This window comes from Hymenobacter lucidus (assembly GCF_020447265.1).
Taxonomy (GTDB): domain Bacteria; phylum Bacteroidota; class Bacteroidia; order Cytophagales; family Hymenobacteraceae; genus Hymenobacter; species Hymenobacter lucidus.
The window spans coordinates 977796-999066 of the sequence record NZ_JAJADR010000002.1; the positions used below are offsets into that span (position 1 = coordinate 977796).

Annotated in this window: 18 protein-coding genes; 1 reads left to right on the forward strand and 17 read right to left on the reverse strand. The window is 48.3% G+C overall.

Features of this window, described 5'->3' with window-relative positions:
• Positions 1-59 precede the first annotated feature (59 nt).
• The 16 genes from LGH74_RS10990 to asnB form a co-directional block, all read right to left on the reverse strand.
• Positions 60-1028: a glycosyltransferase gene (locus LGH74_RS10990; RefSeq protein WP_226175620.1), complete on the reverse strand. Its 969-nt coding sequence runs from the start codon at positions 1026-1028 to the stop codon at positions 60-62.
• A 110-nt stretch (positions 1029-1138) separates the two neighbouring features.
• Entirely contained in the window at positions 1139-1723 is a 585-nt protein-coding gene (locus LGH74_RS10995; RefSeq protein WP_226175621.1) for an acyltransferase, read from the reverse strand.
• 29 nt (positions 1724-1752) lie between these two features.
• Positions 1753-2163 carry a sugar 3,4-ketoisomerase gene (locus LGH74_RS11000; protein ID WP_226175622.1) on the reverse strand — a complete coding sequence of 137 codons (411 nt, stop codon included), beginning with the start codon at positions 2161-2163 and terminating at the stop codon, positions 1753-1755.
• Between the two features lie 169 nt (positions 2164-2332).
• Positions 2333-3442 carry a DegT/DnrJ/EryC1/StrS family aminotransferase gene (locus LGH74_RS11005; protein ID WP_226175623.1) on the reverse strand — a complete coding sequence of 370 codons (1110 nt, stop codon included), beginning with the start codon at positions 3440-3442 and terminating at the stop codon, positions 2333-2335.
• 236 nt (positions 3443-3678) lie between these two features.
• Positions 3679-4770: an acyltransferase family protein gene (locus LGH74_RS11010; RefSeq protein WP_226175624.1), complete on the reverse strand. Its 1092-nt coding sequence runs from the start codon at positions 4768-4770 to the stop codon at positions 3679-3681.
• 706 nt (positions 4771-5476) lie between these two features.
• On the reverse strand, positions 5477-6427 hold the full coding sequence (locus LGH74_RS11015) for a glycosyltransferase family 8 protein (protein WP_226175625.1): 951 nt from the start codon (positions 6425-6427) through the stop codon (positions 5477-5479).
• Between the two features lie 212 nt (positions 6428-6639).
• A complete protein-coding gene (locus LGH74_RS11020; RefSeq protein ID WP_226175626.1) occupies positions 6640-7827 on the reverse strand; it encodes an acyltransferase family protein in 1188 nt (395 codons plus the stop codon).
• Between the two features lie 230 nt (positions 7828-8057).
• Positions 8058-9194 carry an acyltransferase family protein gene (locus LGH74_RS11025; protein WP_226175627.1) on the reverse strand — a complete coding sequence of 379 codons (1137 nt, stop codon included), beginning with the start codon at positions 9192-9194 and terminating at the stop codon, positions 8058-8060.
• Positions 9195-9694: 500 nt separating this feature from the next.
• Positions 9695-10645 (reverse strand): glycosyltransferase family 2 protein, encoded by a 951-nt coding sequence (locus LGH74_RS11030; protein WP_226175628.1) that lies wholly within the window; start codon positions 10643-10645, stop codon positions 9695-9697.
• 212 nt (positions 10646-10857) lie between these two features.
• Complete coding sequence (locus tag LGH74_RS11035; RefSeq protein WP_226175629.1) at positions 10858-12291, reverse strand: hypothetical protein; 1434 nt, start codon at positions 12289-12291, stop codon at positions 10858-10860.
• An 11-nt stretch (positions 12292-12302) separates the two neighbouring features.
• Positions 12303-13250, reverse strand: a complete 948-nt coding sequence (locus LGH74_RS11040; protein ID WP_226175630.1) for a hypothetical protein — start codon at positions 13248-13250, stop codon at positions 12303-12305.
• Complete coding sequence (locus tag LGH74_RS11045; RefSeq protein WP_226175631.1) at positions 13235-13642, reverse strand: sugar 3,4-ketoisomerase; 408 nt, start codon at positions 13640-13642, stop codon at positions 13235-13237. The genes LGH74_RS11040 and LGH74_RS11045 overlap by 16 nt, the downstream gene beginning before the upstream one ends.
• Positions 13643-13655: 13 nt before the next feature.
• Positions 13656-14642 (reverse strand): UDP-glucuronic acid decarboxylase family protein, encoded by a 987-nt coding sequence (locus LGH74_RS11050; RefSeq protein WP_226175632.1) that lies wholly within the window; start codon positions 14640-14642, stop codon positions 13656-13658.
• Positions 14643-14733: 91 nt separating this feature from the next.
• On the reverse strand, positions 14734-16074 hold the full coding sequence (locus LGH74_RS11055) for a UDP-glucose dehydrogenase family protein (RefSeq protein WP_226175634.1): 1341 nt from the start codon (positions 16072-16074) through the stop codon (positions 14734-14736).
• Between the two features lie 150 nt (positions 16075-16224).
• Positions 16225-16989, reverse strand: a complete 765-nt coding sequence (locus tag LGH74_RS11060) for a glycosyltransferase family 2 protein (RefSeq protein WP_226175636.1) — start codon at positions 16987-16989, stop codon at positions 16225-16227.
• A 52-nt stretch (positions 16990-17041) separates the two neighbouring features.
• Positions 17042-18946 carry an asparagine synthase (glutamine-hydrolyzing) gene (asnB, locus tag LGH74_RS11065; protein WP_226175638.1) on the reverse strand — a complete coding sequence of 635 codons (1905 nt, stop codon included), beginning with the start codon at positions 18944-18946 and terminating at the stop codon, positions 17042-17044.
• Between the two features lie 129 nt (positions 18947-19075).
• Between asnB and LGH74_RS11070 the strand changes: the two genes are divergently transcribed.
• Positions 19076-19606 carry an acyl-CoA-binding protein gene (locus tag LGH74_RS11070; RefSeq protein WP_226175639.1) on the forward strand — a complete coding sequence of 177 codons (531 nt, stop codon included), beginning with the start codon at positions 19076-19078 and terminating at the stop codon, positions 19604-19606.
• A gap of 197 nt (positions 19607-19803) precedes the next feature.
• Here LGH74_RS11070 and LGH74_RS11075 read toward each other — a convergent pair whose 3' ends face one another.
• The gene (locus LGH74_RS11075; RefSeq protein WP_226175640.1) at positions 19804-21213 is read right to left on the reverse strand and encodes an FAD-binding oxidoreductase; all 1410 of its coding nucleotides are present in this window, start codon (positions 21211-21213) and stop codon (positions 19804-19806) included.
• Positions 21214-21271: the final 58 nt, after the last annotated feature.

Below are 21271 nucleotides of genomic sequence, written 5' to 3' on the forward strand. Positions count from 1 at the left end.
TGTCAACATTAGTGCGCTGACGGTAGCTGGCAAGCATAAGGTTCCCTGCCCTGATTGGTCTAGCGGCCCAGTAGGCGTTGCATACGTACTACTTTTTGCCCTGGTACGCCCAGCTTAGCTAGTATGTACAATACCCGGCTCACTACGTCCCGGCTATCTTCCCAACGCACCTTCAACCAATGCGCTGCCTTCGGGCTGCCTATCTGATAAAGCAACTCTGAGCGCAATCGTGTCTGAGCTTTGATAATGACATCGGCTTCAGGGCTAGCTCCACGGTGCTTGTTCAGCAGCATCAGGGAGCCTTCTTCCATCTGACGCTTACGCGTATCGAAAACGGCATTACCATGTCTGCGATACCGGGCACTTACTTTAGGCGAGTACACAAATTTATATTCTCTCGATAGTCGCAGCCACATATCCCAGTCTTCAAAAGGCAGGCTTTCATCATACAAACCCACCTTATCAAAACAGGAGCGCCGCATGAGTACACTCATGGCAGCTACTACACAGGATTTGAGCAACGTCAGGAAAATATCCTCCGGGTGAGGAATAGCAAAGTCGTTTGGCTGGGGAATGGTATTACCAGCTGCATCCATGAACTCAATTGCACTGGTAATAACGCCTACTTCTGGGGGTGCATTAAGCAGCAACGGCACTTGAGTAGCCAACTTATCGGGCAGGTACACATCATCAGAACCAATGATGCAAACAAATTCTCCCTGCGCCTGAGTTACAATATCATTACATACCCGGCACACCCCAAGATTAGTAGTGTGGCGAATAAGTTTGCCATTTACCTCTGGATGCTCTGCCAGCCATGCCTCCGCTACCGCTACCGACTGATCGGGAGAGGCATCATCCACAATTATCAGCTCGACATTTGGGTAAGTCTGCAGACGTATGCTTTCCAAAGTCTCGCGTAAGTATGCTTCATTCCCGTAAGAAGCGACACCAACCGTAACCAAAGGCATTTTTTCCATGAATCTGTACTGTGTGAAAAATTTCCGGCTTTGGTAACGAACTGCCATAAGGAACTAGCATCCTATTCCAACCAACGGAATTGGACGATGCTAGACACTATCTTTTCGTATTATCCCACTCAGATACTATCGACCATTCAACTTCCACTAGTCAGGTATCAGGCGTCAAGCGTTAGGCCGGTGCTCGTTTCACGATAGATGCGTTGGCCATCAGCAGAACGCCAAAGGCCAGGCTCAGCAGCCAGCAGCTTCTCCCCGGTCTCATCTACCCACCCTCGCTGCCGGGCTGGATTGCCATACACCAGTGCATAATCCGGTACATCGTGGGTAACGACGGCGCCACTGCCCACCAGCGCGTAGCGGCCTACCGTAGTGCCAGCCAATAGCGTACTATTGGCCCCGAGAGAAGCGCCCTTGCGTACTACAATAGGCAGCAAAGTAAAATCCTTATTTTTACTTCGCGGGTGCAAATCATTAGTAAATACCACATTAGGCCCTACAAATACATCATCTTCCAAGGTGGTGCCACGCCAAAGATAAATGCCGCACTTCAGGGTCACATTGTCACCTAGCACTACTCCTGCTTCGGCAAAACAATGGTCACAGATATTACAGTTTTTTCCTACCTGCACTCCTGGTAATAAGTGCACAAATGCCCACACGGTAGTGCCAGCCCCGATATCGGTAGTCTCAACTAACGATGAAGGATGTACATAATAGTCTGCGGTGTTCATTTCAGGCATTGTGAGTGATAAATGTGGGTTACTGTATACTAGACAGTGGTATTTTCAACCAGCTTTACATACTCATAATAGCTGCGGATGTAATCAGCTTCTTCATATTCCATTGATGCCAAGCATAACAATACTGCACCATGTCCAAATTTTATTTCCCGCCAGCACATCCGAGGAATGTATAAAACTTTGCTTGGATGATCGAGCAGGAAAGTATGCCTGACTCTATCGGGCGTTTCTACTGTCATTTCAAGGGTGCCATGCAGTGCAATAATGAGTTGTTGCAACTCATAGTGCGCATGATGCCCGCGAATTTTGTCGGAAGGAACGTCAAAAGTCCAGTATGCTCGCTTTATCGCAAAAGGCAAATTTGCACCTTCAGCTACTACTAACCGCCCAATATCTTCCGATCCAATGTCGGGCAATGAGAGAATGTGGGGTTGCGTCATTAAGGAAGTATTTATTGAGTGCCGAAGGTAAATAGCTATACTAACAAAGAATATGAACTTTGCTACCTGCCTTTTTATGAACTACAGTTTGCCGAGTCAGCCAACGCCTTGCGAGTGAAGGGCGCCGTAAACTGTCGTCTGACTCGGCAAACTGTAGGATTCTTTAGGCTTATGCGCCAGCGTAGAAACTCCGGATTGCCGTAGCAACCGCTGCGACATGCTCAATGGTCATACCAGGCCACATGGGTAAGCTCAAGCTTGTACGAGCCAATTCCTCCGCAATAGGATATTGTCCTTCGGCTATAGCTAGATGCGCATAAGCTTCCTGGCGGTGTGGCGGCACCGGGTAGTGAATAAGTGTCCCGATTTCTGCTGCCGTAAGATATTGCTGGAGTGCGTCTCGCTGAGCAGTGCGCACTACATACAAATGGTAGACATGGGTGCTACCTTCAGCCGTAGTAGGTAGCTGTAAATCTCCGATTCCGGCTAATTGCTCATCGTACCACCGGGCAACCTGTTGACGTTGAAGTGTCCACTCGGGCAGATAGTGCAGTTTTACCGACAATGCTGCCGCCTGCAGTTCATCTAGGCGAGAATTGTAACCGATTACTTCGTTGTAATACTTGCGCTGCGAGCCGTAGTTACGCAGTGTTCGGATCTTTTCGGCAACTGCCTCATCATTGGTTGTTACAGCTCCAGCATCACCCAGAGCACCCAAATTCTTCCCCGGATAAAAGCTTGTCCCGTTGGCATGCCCCATGCTTCCCGTCAGGTTGCCATCAGCTGAAGCTCCCTGCGCCTGCGCATTATCTTCAATCACAAGCAAGTTGTGCTGCCGGGCAATTTGCATAATAGCCGTCATTTCACAGGCCTGCCCGTAGAGGTGAACTGGCATGATGGCGCGGGTACGAGCTGTAATAGCCGCTTCAATTCGACGCGGATCAATATTATATGTCGCTGGATCGGGCTCTACTGGCACCGGCGTAGCGCCTACGTAGGATATAGCCAGCCAAGTAGCTATGTATGTATTTGAGGGTACGATTACCTCATCTCCCGCACCGATACCCAGGGCCAGCAGCGATAAGTGCAATGCATCGAGCCCATTGGCCACCCCAACTGCATAACGTGCACCGGAGAACGTGCTATAGGCTTGCTCAAAATCCAGCACATGCTGGCCAAGCACATACCATTGCGAATCATACACGCGGCCTAAAGCCGTCATAATTTCTTCGCGAATGGGCTGATGCTGAGGCGAAAAAGAAAGAAAAGGAACTTTCATACGAAACTAATGAGCAGAGTTACAGAATGGCAAAAGTAGGGAATGTTCTATACTGATGGTATAAGTTGAGATTTTCAGCTCGCTTGTTATGCCTAGCTGCCAAGGCCACCCACGAAGTACTAGACTATCATTCAACAGCTTACCTACCTGTGTTCAAAACCTCCTGCCCCACTTCCGATCAAGCTGCGGAATTAGAGTGAATACCAGAGCAGCAGCAACAAGTTTAACTTGAACACTTAAGCAGAAGGCTGGCTGTAAGCCAAGCGCATTTTTCTGGCAGCCATTTTATTGGATAACCAACGGTGCGCTCGGCTTTCCAATAGATGGTAAGATAAAATGGCTAAGATAAGATTAACAGCCAGAACCAATAAGCTTGATTTAATACTATGTGGTGCAAGTACACCTTTTAGAACTTTACCTTCAAGAACGAGCATAATTACAATTTGCCAGATGTAAAAGCCGTAGCTTACTTTTCCCAGATAAGCTAATACTGGAGAGCTTAGCAAGTTTAGCGGTAAGCCTGGGTTCCGGCAGATACCAATAATCAGTACTATTAAGACTGGCAGTAACAACCAATTGTGGCCAACATAACCTTCCAAAGAAGGGCCAAAGTAAGACAAATAGACGAACAGTATGCCAATACTAATTATTGGCGCCCATTTCGGCACTTGCCAGTCGAAACGGAATATCAGCACTGCTAAAAGTACTCCACAAACAAATTCGGGTAAGCGTGCTGGGGGGAAGGGATAGACCCAGTTAAAAAGCTTCATTTCCGAATTGAAAGCGGCGAATAAACCAGGCAAGGCAGCTAATACAATAACAAGCAGCAATAACATTACTATAGTACGCTGCTTCAACTTCAATGCTACGGGCAGCAATACCGGAAACAAAGAATAAAAAAACATTTCGGCAGATATAGACCATGATCCACTACTATACCACTCCATCGCAACTGGTGGTATCCAAGCATTCAGAAACGTGAGGTTAAGAAATACTAACCAAGGTAAATTAGCCGGAATTTCGTGCATTAATACCACAACCACTATTGCAGCTAACAGTCCTGCTAAGTAGACCGGACCCACGCGAATAATACGCTTGAGAATGAATGGAATAAAGAGAGTTGGCCCACGGTGCTCACCCATATGGCTGTAGGTGAGAACTAGGCCTGACAAAACAAAGAATATATTTACTCCTAGAGCGCCCTGGCCGATAATATTATTTAAACGCCAGCCAAAATCGGGCAGTATACCACGAAGTTGTAAGTGAAATAAGAAAACATACAAAGCTGCAATAAACCTCAGACCGGTTAGTTCTTTTATTTCTCTCATTTTATTTTAAAGAAGCTTGAAAACAGCAAACCACACAAAAAGCTTTTTGTCGTCCAAAAATACATCAAATATATTATTTTGACAATAAAAGCATGAATCAATGATTATTCAGATAGAGCAGATTCATATCTAAGTGCGTGGCTTTAGCTTGGGACGAACAGGCCTAAGGATATTGAGACCGGTGCTCCTAGAGAGCAAAAATCTACCTGAAGCTGAGCAATGGCATGCCAGATACTTAAGGCTAAACCTTCTTAAGTTGCAGAAGTCCCAAGTTTGAACTGCGCTCAACAGCCCCGCAGTGGAGCAGCAACACACGATTTGTCCCAACGTCAAAAGCTGCAGCCCTATACTCTGTTGATCAGCTACATGCGCCGACACTCTCCTACAACATACGTCGGCCTAGCTGCTGAGCTATTCAGTATTTAACCCACTGTCACCTCCTACTCCAGTCAATCAGGTTTAGAGCTTGCTAGGCATAGCAAGTGCCCCAGCGAATGGCTCAGTGTACCGACGGCAACTTGCTATTTCACTATTGATCGGCTGACCCCATTGTACCAAATTGTGGCCTACGTCGGACATTCAAGGCCGTCTATGGAGAAAACAAGAGTCTGCTTGAAGTTAGCAGACTCTTGTTTTACAAACACTTATTTCAAAAAGCATCTTTAAATAGAATGCAATTCATTTTCACACTCTGTATATATAATTTTCATTTGCCTATAACTCCCTTCAGGCGGCGCCACACATTACCCACTTCTGGATAGTCAAAATACGTTTCCAGAATTCGGTTATAAAACAACTGTGCTAGCCCTTTACGGGTAATAGTTTTCTTCATATAGCGCCCCAAATGCGCACGAGGTGACTGATGCAAGTATTGCGGATATAGAAAGCGAAATTTATTTTCGCAAGCACGATGCCACGGTTTATTACGGCCATTATAATGAATAATTACCTTGTCTTGCAAGAATTTCTCATAGTCCCGCTTTGGCAAATCATATGGAATATAAGCCTTCATTAGATTATAGCGGCTATCCAATCGATACCATTTGCCTTTAAACACCATATTCAAGGCATCTTGATCATGATATTGCAGCTTTTCTGGTTGAGTGGCAATTATTCTCAGAGCTTGATCGGTAATGTGTTGCTCACGCCACTTGTACATATCCATCAGCAGAACACCGGCATTGAAATAATCTTCCAGACGGTTCATACCAATCTCAGGCCGCAAAGGCATTTCTGCTTCCATAATAGCACCAACCGTATACTCACCAAGGTCAGTTTGATATAGTCCCAGTAAATTACCAACAATAAGCATATCTACATCTAAATAGAGTAAACGCTCTATTTCTTGTGGTATCAGACGCGGAAAGAAAAGACGATAATAGGTTGCTAATGTAATGTATGCCTCCTGCTCGTCGGGTACTGGAAAGCCTTCAGTAACTTCAGGACTCAACTCATAGAAATGCATGTTGCCGCCCTGCTGGCGAACATAAGCTACAATTTTGGCCTTTTCTGTATCCGACACATCTGTTGCAATAGCATGGACCTGAACCTGACAGTCCTTGTTATTTACGAAAATAGAAGTCAGCAATACGTAGACAGGTGTGATGTAGCCTTCATCAAAGGCTATTGCTGCGTGAATGACAGGTTGGGCGTTCATAAATGAGAATGGTAAGGCTCAGAAAATCTTTGCCGCAGCTAGCTGCTACAAACACATGATTTGCTTTGACTAGCAAAGATACGGCTTCCTTCCATACTAGCGTAACTGCGAAGGATGGTTTGATTTGCCTATGGTATTGCAAGAACCGATTGACTCCGACAACGCTTTATACTACTTTATCGGGAACCGTTCTTACTTACAAGGATGTGGCCTCAATCTTTCATTGAGCCTTTTTGCCGGCTATTTGATGTTAACAATTTATGAATGGGATGTTCCACCCACAGATAAGCCGCTACAGAAACAATAATAGTAGTCAAAAATTTCAAAAAAATATTGTTATAAAGAAATTGATTCATAAAGACATTTAGTATACCCCCGTGTAATAAATAGAATGCATACGAACTTCTACCCAAAAGATCCAACAATTTCGTTTCGAGTATTTTTTTAAACCATGTTTGTTCATAAAGAAGTCCCCAAAACAGCGTAGCTATACCAACGGGTAGGACAGCATTCCTTACTATTATCGCACTTACACTGAACAAATCTGTTCCCATTAAATCCCGTGGCACATTACGCTCTATTACCACTAACGCATATAATACTAACAAAACGCAAGCAAATCCAACAGCAGTAACGAACCCCCGAGAGGATTGTGCTTCTGCTTTTCTATAACTGATGAGTAATGCGAGAGTCATACCAGCGAAGAACTCCAGGCAGCGGCCAAAGAACGTCCAATTCAGCATGAATTTGACGGAGCCGAAGAAGCCGAAAAACTGATTGTGAAACCGGGTGCCAATTGTTGCCAACACCAAGCCAATTCCGAGCAGTGCTAACGGGTAGACTAGGACTCGCCACCACTGCCGACGAATACCAAGTAACAGTAGCGGGGCACTTAAGTAAAAGCACTCTTCCACTGTTAAAGTCCACCCCTGTCCGACTATAGAGAGATGATACCGGTCGAAAAAGCCGCGCAGGAAAGTTAGGTTGAGAAAGGCAACCCAAATCTTATCCTTCAGATTGTAAAACTTCCAAAGCCCTGATGGGTCATAAGCAATAGTGAGTTGACTAGCAACTACAGTTAATACTGTAATTAAGAAGTACATGGGGTAGATGCGCGCTACACGGTTTCGCAAATACTTTTTTATCCATGCCTTACTCAACTCAACCCCATTTTGATACCGCACCGTTATCAAAAATCCACTTAAAACGAAGAAGATAGACACGCCGATGTGAAAATGGCTACACACGTCATGTAAAAATCTATAGAAAGAATTCCTATTCGATAAGGAATCAAACGGATTATAGTGAACAAAAAAAACCAGATAAGCGGCTATTGCTCTGATACCTGTAAGGGCAGGATAGTAAGCTCCCGCTATTGCTTGATTGTTCTTCCTTATCATCACATCACGTTAACATTCAACATAATTTGCAGCAAATGCCTGATACGCATCATTTTACACAAAATCGTTACAGCTCCCATACACACTAGTCGCACAGGATAGTTTACAAGATATAACATAAATTAAAAGCATCTGGTCTACATCGTCGTAAGACAATGCACACCAGATGCCCTATCAAAAATATTTATTCCAATAATTATATTAAAACATCAATGTTTAACACATTGTTTTTATTTTTTACTGGCGAGAATTCGATGCATTGGATGCTCTACAAACTTATACAAGGCAATTGCCACAAAGTTTATTATAATAAACTTGCCTAATATATTTTTCGTCACGAAATCGTTTAGAAAAAAATCTAATACACCAACATGAATGAGGTAAAAAGAATAGGAGCTCTTGCCTAATAAATCAAATATCTTAGTCTCGAGCAGACGTTTCAGCCAAGTTTGTTCGAATAACAAACCCCAAAAAAGCAGCACTATGCCGATGGGAAGAATTGCATTTCTAACAAGAAACGAATAATAATTGGACATGTTCATCGCCCCAACTTGCGTATCACGTTCTAGGTAAGCCATCAAGCCAGCACAAACTGCCATCCAGATAATACCAAGGCAGGTAATTATCAACCCGCTGCCGGCTTTGACAGTACTTTTACGCATATACAATGCGAGAGCCATACCGGCAAAGAACTCCAGACAGCGGCCGAAGAACGTCCAGTCGAGCATGAATTTGATGGAACCGAAGAAGCCGAAGAGCTGATCGTGAAACTGGGTACCGACCATTGTCAATAGCAGGCCGATACCGAGCAGCGCCAGCGGGTAGATCAGTATGCGCCACCACTGCCGACGAATACCAAGCAACAGTAGCGGGGCACTCAGGTAAAAGCACTCTTCCACAGTTAGCGACCACCCCTGCCCTGCCATCGTAAATCGATACCGGTCGAAAAAGCCGCGCAGGAAAGTCAGGTTGAGAAAGACAACCCAAATCTTATCCTTCAGATTGTAAAACTTCCAAAGGCGCGAAGGGTCGTAACCAGCATTAAGAATAGTGCCGATAAGTGTGAATATCGTTACAAGGAAATACATTGGGTAGATACGAGCTACCCTATTTTGTAAATAGCGGCGAGCCCATTGCCAGCTTAGCTGCAAATTGCGCTCATAACGAATGGTTATAAGAAAGCCACTAAGCACGAAAAATACGGAGACACCGATAGAGAGTACCGCAAAAAAGCTAAAAAGGCCATTTTGTATCAAACTCCTGGGACCTTCACTATCGAATGGATTATCATGCGATAGAAACACCATATAGGCCGCAATGGCTCGCACGCCTGTCAAAACAGAAAAGTATTGAGCCTTCGTAGCCACAACAGGGCCAGATGATATAGGGGCCCCTGGGACGACAACTTGTGGTACTGACATGTAAATGTTTATCTCAAATTAAAATCCTTCAAATGAGTGACTATTAATGTACGCCTGTTTCTTGAAACCGCACTAAACATCAATTGACAATACGTAGCTGCAAATTTAAGGCATTAATAGTAGTTCTGAGTTACAACTCAGGAAATCAGATAAACTATTTTTAGTTATTAGAAGATTCTCAGCACAGATGTAACTATACTATAAATCAACACTTTGCTTACCTAAGTATCTGCTGACGAAACACGGTTCACGATTAAAACCAGGCTAACATTATGCCATCTATATTTTACCAATAATATTATAATATCTACATATTACGAATAAAGATGTATGATGCTCATCCAGGTCTTAATGAAGCCAGTGGTTGCTTAAGGTTGGGAAAAGATCATATGATGTCGTAGCACGGCTGTTCTGCTAGTTATAAGCCTGCAGGCAAAGATTGTAACTTATATATCTGATGCTGGCTTCGTAGCATATACCTCTTGTACTACATACAATGGACGTTTGCGCGCAGCATCCATTGAGCGCCATACATATTCACCAATGACACCCAAGGCAATCATCTGAAAAGCAGATACGAAAAGAACAACTACCATTAGTGTTGTCCAACCGGGAGGGCCCTGGGCATCCAACAGTTTCAGGCCAATTATATAAAGACCGTAGACAAGAGCCACCAGGCCGAGCAAAAGTCCAACAACGGAAATGGCACGGATGGGAAAGAACGAAAAAGACAGCAATGAGTCGATCAGCAACTTGATCTTCTTGGAAACTGTCCACCGTGACTTCCCAATTTCCCGCTTACGGCGTACATAAGGAATGTTGACGTAAGCAAAGCCGAGCCATACCATCAGGTAGAATACATTGCTATTACGCTCATGCATTTTAATGACCTCATCAGCTACTTGCCGGTCAAAAAACACAAAATCAAATCCACCATCTGGTATGTTGGGCAAGGCCAACTTTTTCATCAACCAGTGAAATGTTTGGGCAAACCACTTGGAAAAACCAGTTTCCTCTCTATCCTGACGGTTTCCAATCACAAGCTTAAACCCCTGTTTCCAGTGCGAGTACATTTGCACCATCAGTTCCGGCGGGTCTTGCATATCAGCTGTAATCACAGACATACAATCACCTGTTGCGTAGGTGATACCAGCTACTATAGCATTGTATGACCCTACATTACCAGCAAGCTGTATTACTCGAATCCGGTCTGGATAGCGCTGCTGCGCAGTTCGCAGCGCTTGTAGGGTGTTGTCGCCAGATCCATCGTCTACAAACACATATTCAAATGTTACCTCAGCTGGAAACTGCGCTTCATTACTGATCAATTCCTGTAGTGTGACCGGGATGTTCTGCTCGTTGTAATAGCAGGGAATAATGACCGAAAGCTTGGGCATGGTCTGGTATCAAATTAGTAAGAGTGGCTAAGGTACTACAGCAGAAGCTACAGTCAGCAAAGCTACTTAGCACAATGTGAACAGTGTGAAGAGTCAGGATACGTAATCAGCTACAACTGCCATCGTAAAGCGCTGAGTGAGCTGATCATGCGTAAATGACATGCAATACTGCCTTACAATTTACAAAAGAGAAAGCAATTCAGGCATAGGCATTATTTAAGTAAATAGCAGCGATTTATATCGATGCTATCAACTCCATGATAATTGGCAAAAGCTTGTGCATCCGATTCGCCATATTCTATTGTGTACAAAGTTTGAGGAAGCATATACCGCTCTTCCGGAAGAAACAAAGGTTGCAACAGTGCCTTTTTATTTCGGCTAGCTGCTTGCTTAATATTAGCATCTCGCCGCAATAATCGACGTTGATACTCAGGCGCTTTGAGTAAGTCCAAGTATGCGATATTAATATTACTACTTGAGCTGATAAATATTATAAACAAAAACAATCCCCTGCATACAGCAACAAAATGAACATGCATAATCAATTTGTTAATACCGTAATATTTTTCTAAATAAGAAGCAAATGCACTGGCTACTACTAACCAACCCAATAAGAAAAATACATAAATTGATTGCCAAGTATGTTCCCACACTGCTTGGTAGACTATTATCGATGGCAGAATACTAATACTAATACCCACGAAAAGCCAAAGGGCCAATAGTACAGGTGATACTGTAAGAGGAGACATTATATTTATCTCTTTCTTGTGTATTAGCTGTAAAAATAACAAAGTCCCAATCATCAATAGCAAATTATCTAGCCAACCTGTCATCGCGCCCGCAGCAAAGAAGAGGCTTTTGAATATCGACAGCAACAAACTGCTAACTGATATAGCCGGGTCAGAGGAATGGGAAGCAGCCGCTCGAGCTATGTTTCCTGGTGCCAGTACTGAAACTGCAGCACTTGACAGGCTAACAGCAAATAATACGCAAGCATCGGCAAAACCACTATTGATTAATTTAGCATATATCAAATTAGAAAGTGTAATCCATATGATCATCATCATTACTACCTCATATGACCCGACCGCTGAAAACACCAACAAACAACACAAGGCTAAAATCACATAGGTGAATTTAGATCTCAACCTATATAGCAACGCCAAAAACAAGATACTAAATATAACTCCATATGTATAAGCAGTGTAACCTCCAGACCAATAAAGAAAGGAACTAATGTTAGTAAAGCCGCTTAGCAGCATCACAAACAGCAAAACACTTATCTGAAAATATTTATACTTATAAAATATGGCCTTGCACAAAAACAACAAAGCGCCGAACAGCGCTACTAATGTTGTTAACGTAAAAATCTTTTCCCTTACTATTGAGTCATTGTATGTAAGCGGGCTAAGAGCAGATTTTAGCAACAGCTCAGTGTATCGTCCTGTCCAGTTATTGTAATTATTTTTAATATAGGCAATTCTACCTGCTTTTAAAATTGAATTGGCATCCAAGTAATCATCATGTATACTTGGATGGGTATAATAGCATAATAAAACAAAAGGCAGAATACACAGCAGCAGCCCGCTTTGCCATACAGGTTGCAAGCACTTGGCAATGAGATATTTTATCTTATTAGCAAGCAAATTATTGTCTACTAAAAAGCATACGCTAGTATGCAGTTAGTGCTTCCTAATTTAAAACCAAGTTTTTCACACGTGCGAAATACCGCCCGGTTTGTTGCCTGAGTAGTCATTAACACACAGTTGGCTTCCATAGTACGAGCGCGCTGTATAGTTTCAGCTACTAGCTTTATATGCCATCCGCGGTTAGATGGACCTACTGCAGTTAGGGTAATACGTGAAGAACGAAACGCTGAGTTAAATGCATAGACAGGAGAATCAGTAATTGCCAGGAAGGAATCGACCGGCAATTCTGGCTCAGCAGGAACTAAAACTGCATCACAATAGCCTTGCACGGCTGCTGTTGCATAACGACGTAGAAAGGCATCTGCTTTTTCATGCCCAAACCAGGAATCAGCATGAAATCGGTCGTAGTCATTACGAGCAGCACTCGAAATAGCACCAATATGCTCGGCTTCCGTAATGTTAGCCAAGCGCACAGGATAACGGTGTTGCTCAAATTTATCTACAGCATCATGGTAGAAATTTAATCTGGTTTCAACCAGTCGCCATCCAACGCTACCCAATGCCTGCGCAACACGTGTATCCTCAACCGGCAATTCCACAAAACAATATTGCACTTGCTGATGGGCTAATTCCGCTCGGAAAGCAATACTTGCAGCCTCCAGTACTGAAGCAGGTGTTTGATCAGTAAACAAGATGGTGAACACCTTATACACCTTAGCCTCAAAAAAGGCAGTATCCCAAGGAAGAAAGGTGTACAAAAATTGTACAACATCATTTCCACTTTGAAACTCGAATACTTGGTGGTTTGGCTCAGCAGTGTACTGCTGAGCCAAACCAGTACCAAATAGCTCCTGCTGCCTTCCGACATCCAGATAGCGCAGAAAATTGTAGGGAGAGTAAAAAAACAGCTTATCTGCCCTTGCCGCTACCAGCTCCGAGTTTACTTGCTGCCCCATACTTGCAGGAAGTTTTCCCGCTTCCGGATGTAATCCTCCTCGTTGTAGCGGGTAGACGCAAACACCAGCTGTACGGCAGTATGCGAATATTGCATAGTATGCCAAGCGTTTGGAGGAACATATAGTCCTACATGAGGCGACTCCAGCACAAAAGTCATCAATTCACCGTCGGGCATTTCGGTAGTAACAATAATGCGGCCAGCCACAGCAATTAGAATTTGTTCTGTTGCATGGTGTGCATGACGGCCACGGACGATACTTTCCGGTGTAAAATACGTCCAGAAAATACGCTCTATCGGGAACGGAACAAGCCCTTGTACTTCCTCAACAGAAATGTAGCCAATATCAGGAGCACCCAACTTTGGAAATTCAATGAGATGTGGCTTCTGCATACTCGCTAGCTACTTAGAACGTACGTGGAGTGTTGTCTACTTGGCCGGAAGTTACCCCTTGGACATGTTCCTTGAAGTATTCCAGAGTGCGGCGTAATCCTTCGGCACGACCTACTTTGGGCTCCCAACCCAGAATTTCGCGAGCCTTGGTAATGTCTGGCTTACGCTTCATAGGGTCGTTCTGGGGCAGTTCCTGGTAGGTTGGCTTAAACTCAACGCCCATCAGGTTGGCAATTTCTTCTCCGAACTCTTTGATGGTAATTTCGTCCGGATTGCCCACGTTTACTGGCAGCGCGTAGTCGCTCAACAGCAAGCGGTAGATGCCCTCCACCAAATCGTCTACATAGCAGAACGAGCGGGTTTGGGAACCGTCGCCGAATACGGTCAGGTTTTCGCCGCGCAGGGCCTGGCTCAGGAATGCTGGCAATACACGGCCATCGTTGAGGCGCATGCGGGGCCCATAGGTGTTGAAGATCCGGACGATGCGGGTCTCCAAACCGTGGTGGTTGTGGTAGGCCATCGTAATGGCCTCCTGGAAGCGCTTGGCCTCGTCGTAGCAGCCGCGGGGGCCAACGGGATTTACGTTACCAAAATACTCTTCTACCTGCGGATGAATTTCCGGGTCGCCATACACTTCCGAGGTGCTGGCAATCAGCATGCGGGCACCTTTCACGCGGGCCAGGCCCAACAAGTTGTGCGTACCGAGTGAGCCTACTTTCAGTGTCTGAATTGGAATCTTCAGGTAGTCAATAGGCGAAGCAGGTGAAGCGAAGTGCAGAATGTAGTCCAGCTTGCCGGGCACGAATACGAACTTCGACACGTCAGCATGGTGAAACTCGAAGTCTTCACGGCCGAATAAGTGCTCAATGTTCGCCAGATCCCCCGTAATAAGGTTATCCATGGCAATGACATGGTAACCTTCCTTCAAAAACCGGTCACAAAGGTGAGACCCAAGGAAGCCGGCACCGCCGGTAATCAGAACACGTTTTTTATCAGACATTGTAGTTGATTCTAGGTTGGTGGTTGTCAGTTGATTGTTGTCAGTTGTTAGTCATCAGAACTCCTGACAACTAACAACTGCTAACGGACAACTAGCTAACCGGCTCTTTGTGGTCGGTACGAATACCGATGCAGTGGTAGGTAAAGCCGGCTTCGTGCAGCTCCTTGGCGTCGTAAATATTACGACCATCGAAGATAGCCTTTTGCTTCATCAAGCGGGCTACTACCTCGAAGTTAGGCGAGCGAAACTCGGGCCACTCCGTCACAACCAGCAAAGCATCAGCATCAATGAGAGCTTCAAACTCATCTTTAGCGTAAGTGATACGGTCGCCGAGCGAGTGCTTGGCCTCGGCCACGGCCACTGGGTCGTAGGCCGTTACGGTGCAGCCTTCGGCCAGCAGCTTCTCGATAATAACCAGCGAGGGCGCTTCGCGCATATCGTCGGTTTTGGGCTTGAACGACAGACCCCAAACGGCCATTTTCTTGCCTTTCAGGTCGCCACCAAAGTGCTTTTTCACTTTATCGAACAGCACCTCCTTCTGAGCATCGTTTACGCTTTCCACCGCTTTCAGCACCTGCATCTCGTAGCCGTTTTCGGCCGCCGTTTTGATGAGAGCTTTTACGTCTTTGGGAAAGCAGGAGCCGCCGTAGCCAATGCCAGGGTAGATGAATTTGGTACCGATACGGGCGTCGGAGCCGATGCCTTTGCGGACCATGTTCACATCAGCACCCATGATTTCGCACAGGTTGGCAATGTCATTCATAAACGAAATCTTGGTCGCCAGCATTGAGTTGGCAGCATATTTCGTCATTTCGGCCGATGGAATATCCATGAAGATAATCGGGTGGCCGTTGAGCAGGAAGGGTTTGTAGAGTTTGGTCATTACCTCCTCGGCACGCTCAGAAGCCACACCCACCACAATACGGTCGGGCTTCAGGAAGTCGTCGATGGCAGCCCCTTCCTTCAGGAATTCAGGGTTGGATGCTACATCGAACGTAATATCAGCGCCGCGCTTAGCTAGGGCCTGCTCGATTTCGGCGCGTACTTTGGCGGCAGTGCCAACGGGCACCGTGCTTTTGGTGACGATAACGCCGTAGTTGTTCATGTTTTCACCGATGCCCCGGGCCACGGCTAGCACGTACTTCAAATCGGCCGAGCCATCTTCGCCGGGAGGCGTACCCACTGCGATGAAAGCTACATCGGCATCTTTGATACCCTCCGCCAGGTTGGTCGAGAAGTGCAGGCGACCTTTTTCTACGTTCCGGCTCACCATTTCTTCCAGGCCGGGCTCGTAAATTGGCAGAATACCCTTGTGGAGGTTGTCAATTTTCTTCTGGTCGATGTCAATACAGGTGACATCAATCCCTACCTCGGCGAAGCATGTGCCAGTAACCAAGCCTACGTAGCCGGTACCTACTACTGCAATTTTCATATTAGGGGAGTGTTTGGGAGAGATATTTATTGAGTTTAAGCCCCAACCGCGTGGCGAACGACGGTCTGTGATGGGCAAAAGATGTTAAGCGTAAAAAGCTGAATCGTAGGACAAAAGTACGACCAGGGGTACAGCTTCCAATCAGGCAGGCTATTGAGTAGCCAGCAGGCCATACTTAAGAATGCAATAGATGGCCCGGAACCCGTCGCGCCACCCGATTTTTTTTCCTTCCGCGTAGGTTCGGCCGTAGTAGCTGATGCCTACCTCGTAAATCCGGACGTTGGGTACCCGCGCTACTTTGGCCGTTACCTCGGGCTCGAAGCCGAAGCGGTTTTCCTCCAGCCGCAGGCCCTGAATAATGTCGCGGCGAAACAGCTTGTAGCACGTTTCCATATCGGTCAAATTCAGATTGGTGCACATATTCGACAGCATTGTCAGCCAGTAGTTGCCGATGCTGTGCCAGAAGAACAGGATGCGGTGCGGGTTGCCGCCCATAAAGCGGGAGCCGTACACGACATCAGCAAAGCCGCGCAGCACCGGATTCAGCAGCACGTTGAATTCTTCCGGGTCGTATTCTAGGTCAGCATCCTGGATGATGACGTAGTCGCCGGTGGCTTCGCGGATGCCGGTGTGCAGCGCCGCACCCTTGCCTTGGTTGACGGCATGCTTGAGGTAGCGGATGGGCAAATCGGGGTTGGCCGCTATATACCGCTCAATGGCTTCCTCGGTGTTGTCGCGTGAGTAGTCATTGACGATAATGACTTCCTTCTGCATGCCGCCGAGCAGCTGCACCGCCTTGAGCTTGTCCAGAATCAGGTGAATCGTGGATCCTTCGTTGTACGCCGGAATAACGATGGAAAGCGTACGAGGAGGAAACTGAATACCTGAAGACGGAGAAGTAGGCGCTGAAATCATTAAAACGAAGCAAACAGGGTGTAGAAAACGGCCGTAACGAAGCGGCTGCGGCTTACATCATGTGCCGTTTCCACCAGTGCTGGAACACGATAAGGGCCCAGATGCGGGCGTGTACGTCGCCGGGGCTGCGGGAGAACAGCTGGGTTTTCAGGGCCCGGATACCGTCGACGCTGAAGATGCCCTGGGCCTCGATGAAGCCGTCGGACAGCAGGTCGTCCTCAATCAGGGGGCGCAGCTCGTTGCGGAACCACTTGAGCAGTGGCACCTCAAACCCGTGCTTGGGGCGCTTGTAGAGCTCCTCGGGCAGCAGCGGCCGGAAGGCATCCTGCACGATCTTCTTCTTCATCTTCGCGTCGATTTTGCTTTCGACCGGGATAGAGAAGGCGAAGTTCACCACGTTGGGGTCCAGAAACGGCGGGCGCACCTCCAAGGAGTTAGCCATGCTCATCAGGTCTACCTTGGCCAGCATGTCGTAGGGCAGCACCAGGTTCATATCCGTGAGCAGCACCTCGTTCAGGTCGCCATCGGCATGCAGGTGCTGCAGAACATCCTTGCGGCGCTTCTCAGCCAGCTTCTTGCCCACTTTGCGGCGCGAATCGGCACTCAGAATATTGCGGGCGTCCTTTTCATTGACGAAGGTGGCCCAGTCCCAGTACCGGTCTTTGGGGCCGCTGAGCATGCCGCGCGAGAAGCGCTGAAACTGCCGGATGCGGTTGCCAAAGAAGGAGTTGCGCGACTTGGGCAGCACATCCCAGAGCAGGTTCAGGCCCGTTACGGCTTCGGCCTTGAAGCCGCCCTGCCGCACCTGAAACTCGCCCATATGCTTGTTGTAGCCGGCAAACATTTCATCGGCACCATCACCCGACAGGGCCACAGTAGCCTTTTCGCGGGTGCGCTTGCTGAGAATGTACACGGCCAGCGCCGACGAGTCTGCAAAGGGCTCGTCGATGTAGTCGAGGACGTCGAAGATGTGGTCGTAGAGGTCCTGGTTGGTGAGCGAGAAAACCGTGTGGTTGGTTTTGTAGCGCTCCGCTACCAGCTTGGCGTACTTGGTTTCGTCGAAAAACGGCTCGTCGCGGTACCCGATGCTGAACGTGTTCAGGTGCTGGGTGTGGCGCGAGGCCAGGGCCACGATAACCGAGGAGTCGATGCCGCCGCTCAGGAAAGCGCCCACGGGCACGTCGGCCACGAGGCGGCGGGCGGTGGCATCGTCGAGCAGCTCGACCAGCTTTTTCTGCTGCTGCTCGTAGCTGGTTTTATTTTTGGCGACTTTCTTGGGGTCGTAGGGAATCTTGTACCAGCGCTTCTTCACCACTTTCCCGCCCTTAATAAACAGGTAGTGGCCGGGCAGCAGCTTCTTCACGCCCTTGAAGATGGTGGCCGGGCCGGGAATGTAGTTGAGCTGCAGATAGTGGCTCAGGGCCACGTAATCGAGCTTGCGCGGTACGCCCAGGGCCAGCAACGACTTCATTTCGGACGCAAAGAACATCTTGTCCTCGTCGCGGTACACGAGCAGGGGCTTCTCCCCCATCCGGTCGCGGGCAATGAACAGCGAATCTTCCTCCTTATCGTAGATAGCCAGGCCGAAGAAGCCGTTCAGCTTCTTCAGAAAACCACGCCCTTCCGAGATATAGAGGTTCAGAATCACCTCGGTATCGGTTTGGGAATGGAACTGGTAGCCCTTCTTGATCAGCTTCTGGCGCAGCTCACGGAAGTTGAAAATCTCCCCATTGAAGACAATCGTGTAGCGTCCCGACGCGTCGGACATCGGCTGGTTGCCGTCAGCCGTCAGGTCGAGAATCGCCAGCCGGCGGAAACCCAGGCCGCAGCGGTCGAACACAAAATGCCCCTGAGAGTCAGGCCCACGGCTAACAATAGCGTCGGTTGAGGCATGCAACGCGGACAGCGAACGGCGTCCTGCGTCGGTAAAAGCGAATACTCCGGTGATTCCACACATAATTGGCGGGCAAAAGTACGAACTCTGAGGACTTACTTTCCGAAAAAGTAGCAGCGCGGCCTCGCAACCAAAGCCGTGCCATGGTAGTAAACCCTGTTACTTTTCCACTCTTTAGCTATTTCTGACCTTATGGACCTTCAGCAGCAAATGGATTTACAGCAGCAATTTGAAGCCGCTGTATCGCGCGTAGACAGCCTGCCGGGCGACAAAGCCGCCGCCCACATGACCGAACTCTACGGCTTATACAAGCAGGCCACCGAAGGCGACCATGATACGAAAGGAGAAACCGTCGGCGACGACTCCCCCGACAACCCCAGCGGCACGCCCGGCATGTCGCAGGCCCAATGGGACTCCTGGAGCAAGTTTAAGGGCGTTAGTGAGGACGATGCCAAGCGCCAATACGTAGAGAAAGTAAACGCGTTGGCGGGTCCCGTAGGCGAGCAACCGACGATTATTACCGGCAACGGCCAGCCTGCCACGTCCTCCCAGGTGGGCGGCGCCGATGCGGCCTCGGGCCCCGAAGTGGAGCTCGATGACAACACTACTACCTCTCAGCAGCCCAACAGCGGCCCCGGCGTTTCGCAGGGTGGCCTGCGCGGCGACATTACGGCTGGCGCTCCTTACGGCGGCGAAGACAAGCTCAAAGGCGACCAAAGCTAGGCTCTGAACCACGGATGTATCGGATTTTTCGGACAAGTCGGATTTTGTGGACGGCGGTGCCGTCTGCGCCATTTGGCTGATCCAAATCGTGTAAGCAAGCAAAAAGGCCATCCCTGCGGGTGGCCTTTTTGCTTGCCAGGAGTCGTCCACGAAATCCGACCAGTCCGAAAAAATCCGCCGGAATCCGTGATTAGTGCCTAAAAAATCTTGCCGGGATTCATGATGCCGTGCGGGTCGAACACCTTTTTGATGCCGCGCATCAGGTTCAGGTTGATGTCGGGCAGGGCAATGCCGATGTAACCTTTCTGCACCAGTCCGATGCCGTGCTCCCCACTGATGGTGCCGCCCAGCTTCACGCACAGCTCGAATATCTCGGTAATGGGCTGGCGCAGGCCTTCGTTCCACATTTCATCGTCGAAGTCGCCCCGGATGATGTTGACGTGCAGGTTGCCGTCGCCGGCGTGGCCGTAGCACACGCTCTTGAAGCCGTAGCGCTGCCCGATTTCCTTCACGCCCTTCAGCAGCGTAGGCAGCTCGGCGCGGGGCACCACGGTGTCCTCTTCCTTGTACACGGAGTTGTAGCGCACCGAATTGCCGATGTTGCGCCGGATTTTCCAGAGCTCTTCCTTCTGGGTGGCATTGTCGGCCAGCAGAATCTCGTCGACATCGTAGTTTTCCAGCACCCCATACACCTGCTCGGCTTCCTTGTAGAGCTGGTCCATATCCTGCCCATCGAGTTCGATAAGCAGGTGGGCGCGGATGTCTTCGGGCAGACTCAGCGGAATCTTTAGGTAGTCGGAGGACCAGGCAATGGCTTCGCGCTCCATAAACTCCATACCTGATGGAATAACCCCGGCCCGAAATACAGCCGATACGGCCTCCGCGGCCTGCTCTTCGCGGCGGAAGGGTACTAGCATCAGAATGTTGTGCTGCGGAAAAGGCAGCAGGCGGAACACTACTTTGGTGATAATGCCCAACGTGCCTTCTGAGCCCACCATGAGTTGGGTCAGGTTGTAGCCGGTGGAGTTTTTCAGCGTGTTGGCCGCCGTCCAGATAATTTCGCCGGTGGGCAGCACCACTTGCAGATTCAGCACATAGTCGCGGGTGGTGCCGTATTTCACGGCTTTGGGCCCTCCGCTGCTATGGGCCAAATTGCCGCCCAGAAAGCAGCTGCCCTTGCTGGCCGGATCGGGCGGATAAAACAGGCCCACTTCCTTCACCGCATTCTGAAATGTCTCGTTTACCACGCCCGGCTCCACGGTAGCCTGCAGGTTGCGCTCGTCTATTTCCACAATCCGGTTCAACCGGTCGGTGCTCAGTACTACGCCGTGGTGCACCGGCAGGGCCCCGCCGCTCAGCCCGGTGCCGGCCCCACGGGCCGTGACGGGCACATGATGCTCGTGGCAGAGCCGAACAATTTTGCTAATCTCTTCGGCGTTGCCAGGCCGGAGTACAACATCCGGCGCAAAGTGCAAATCTTCGGTATGGTCGCGGCCATAGTCGGCGTACGCGTCGGCTTCTACGCGCTGGGCAGTAAGCACATACGCTTCCCCTACGATTTGCTCGAAAGCGGCCACAAGTTCAGGAGTCAGCGGTTGGAAATTCATATATAGACGACAGAATGAGCGATTCGCGTATCTTTGTCCCGATGCGGGAACACCTTAC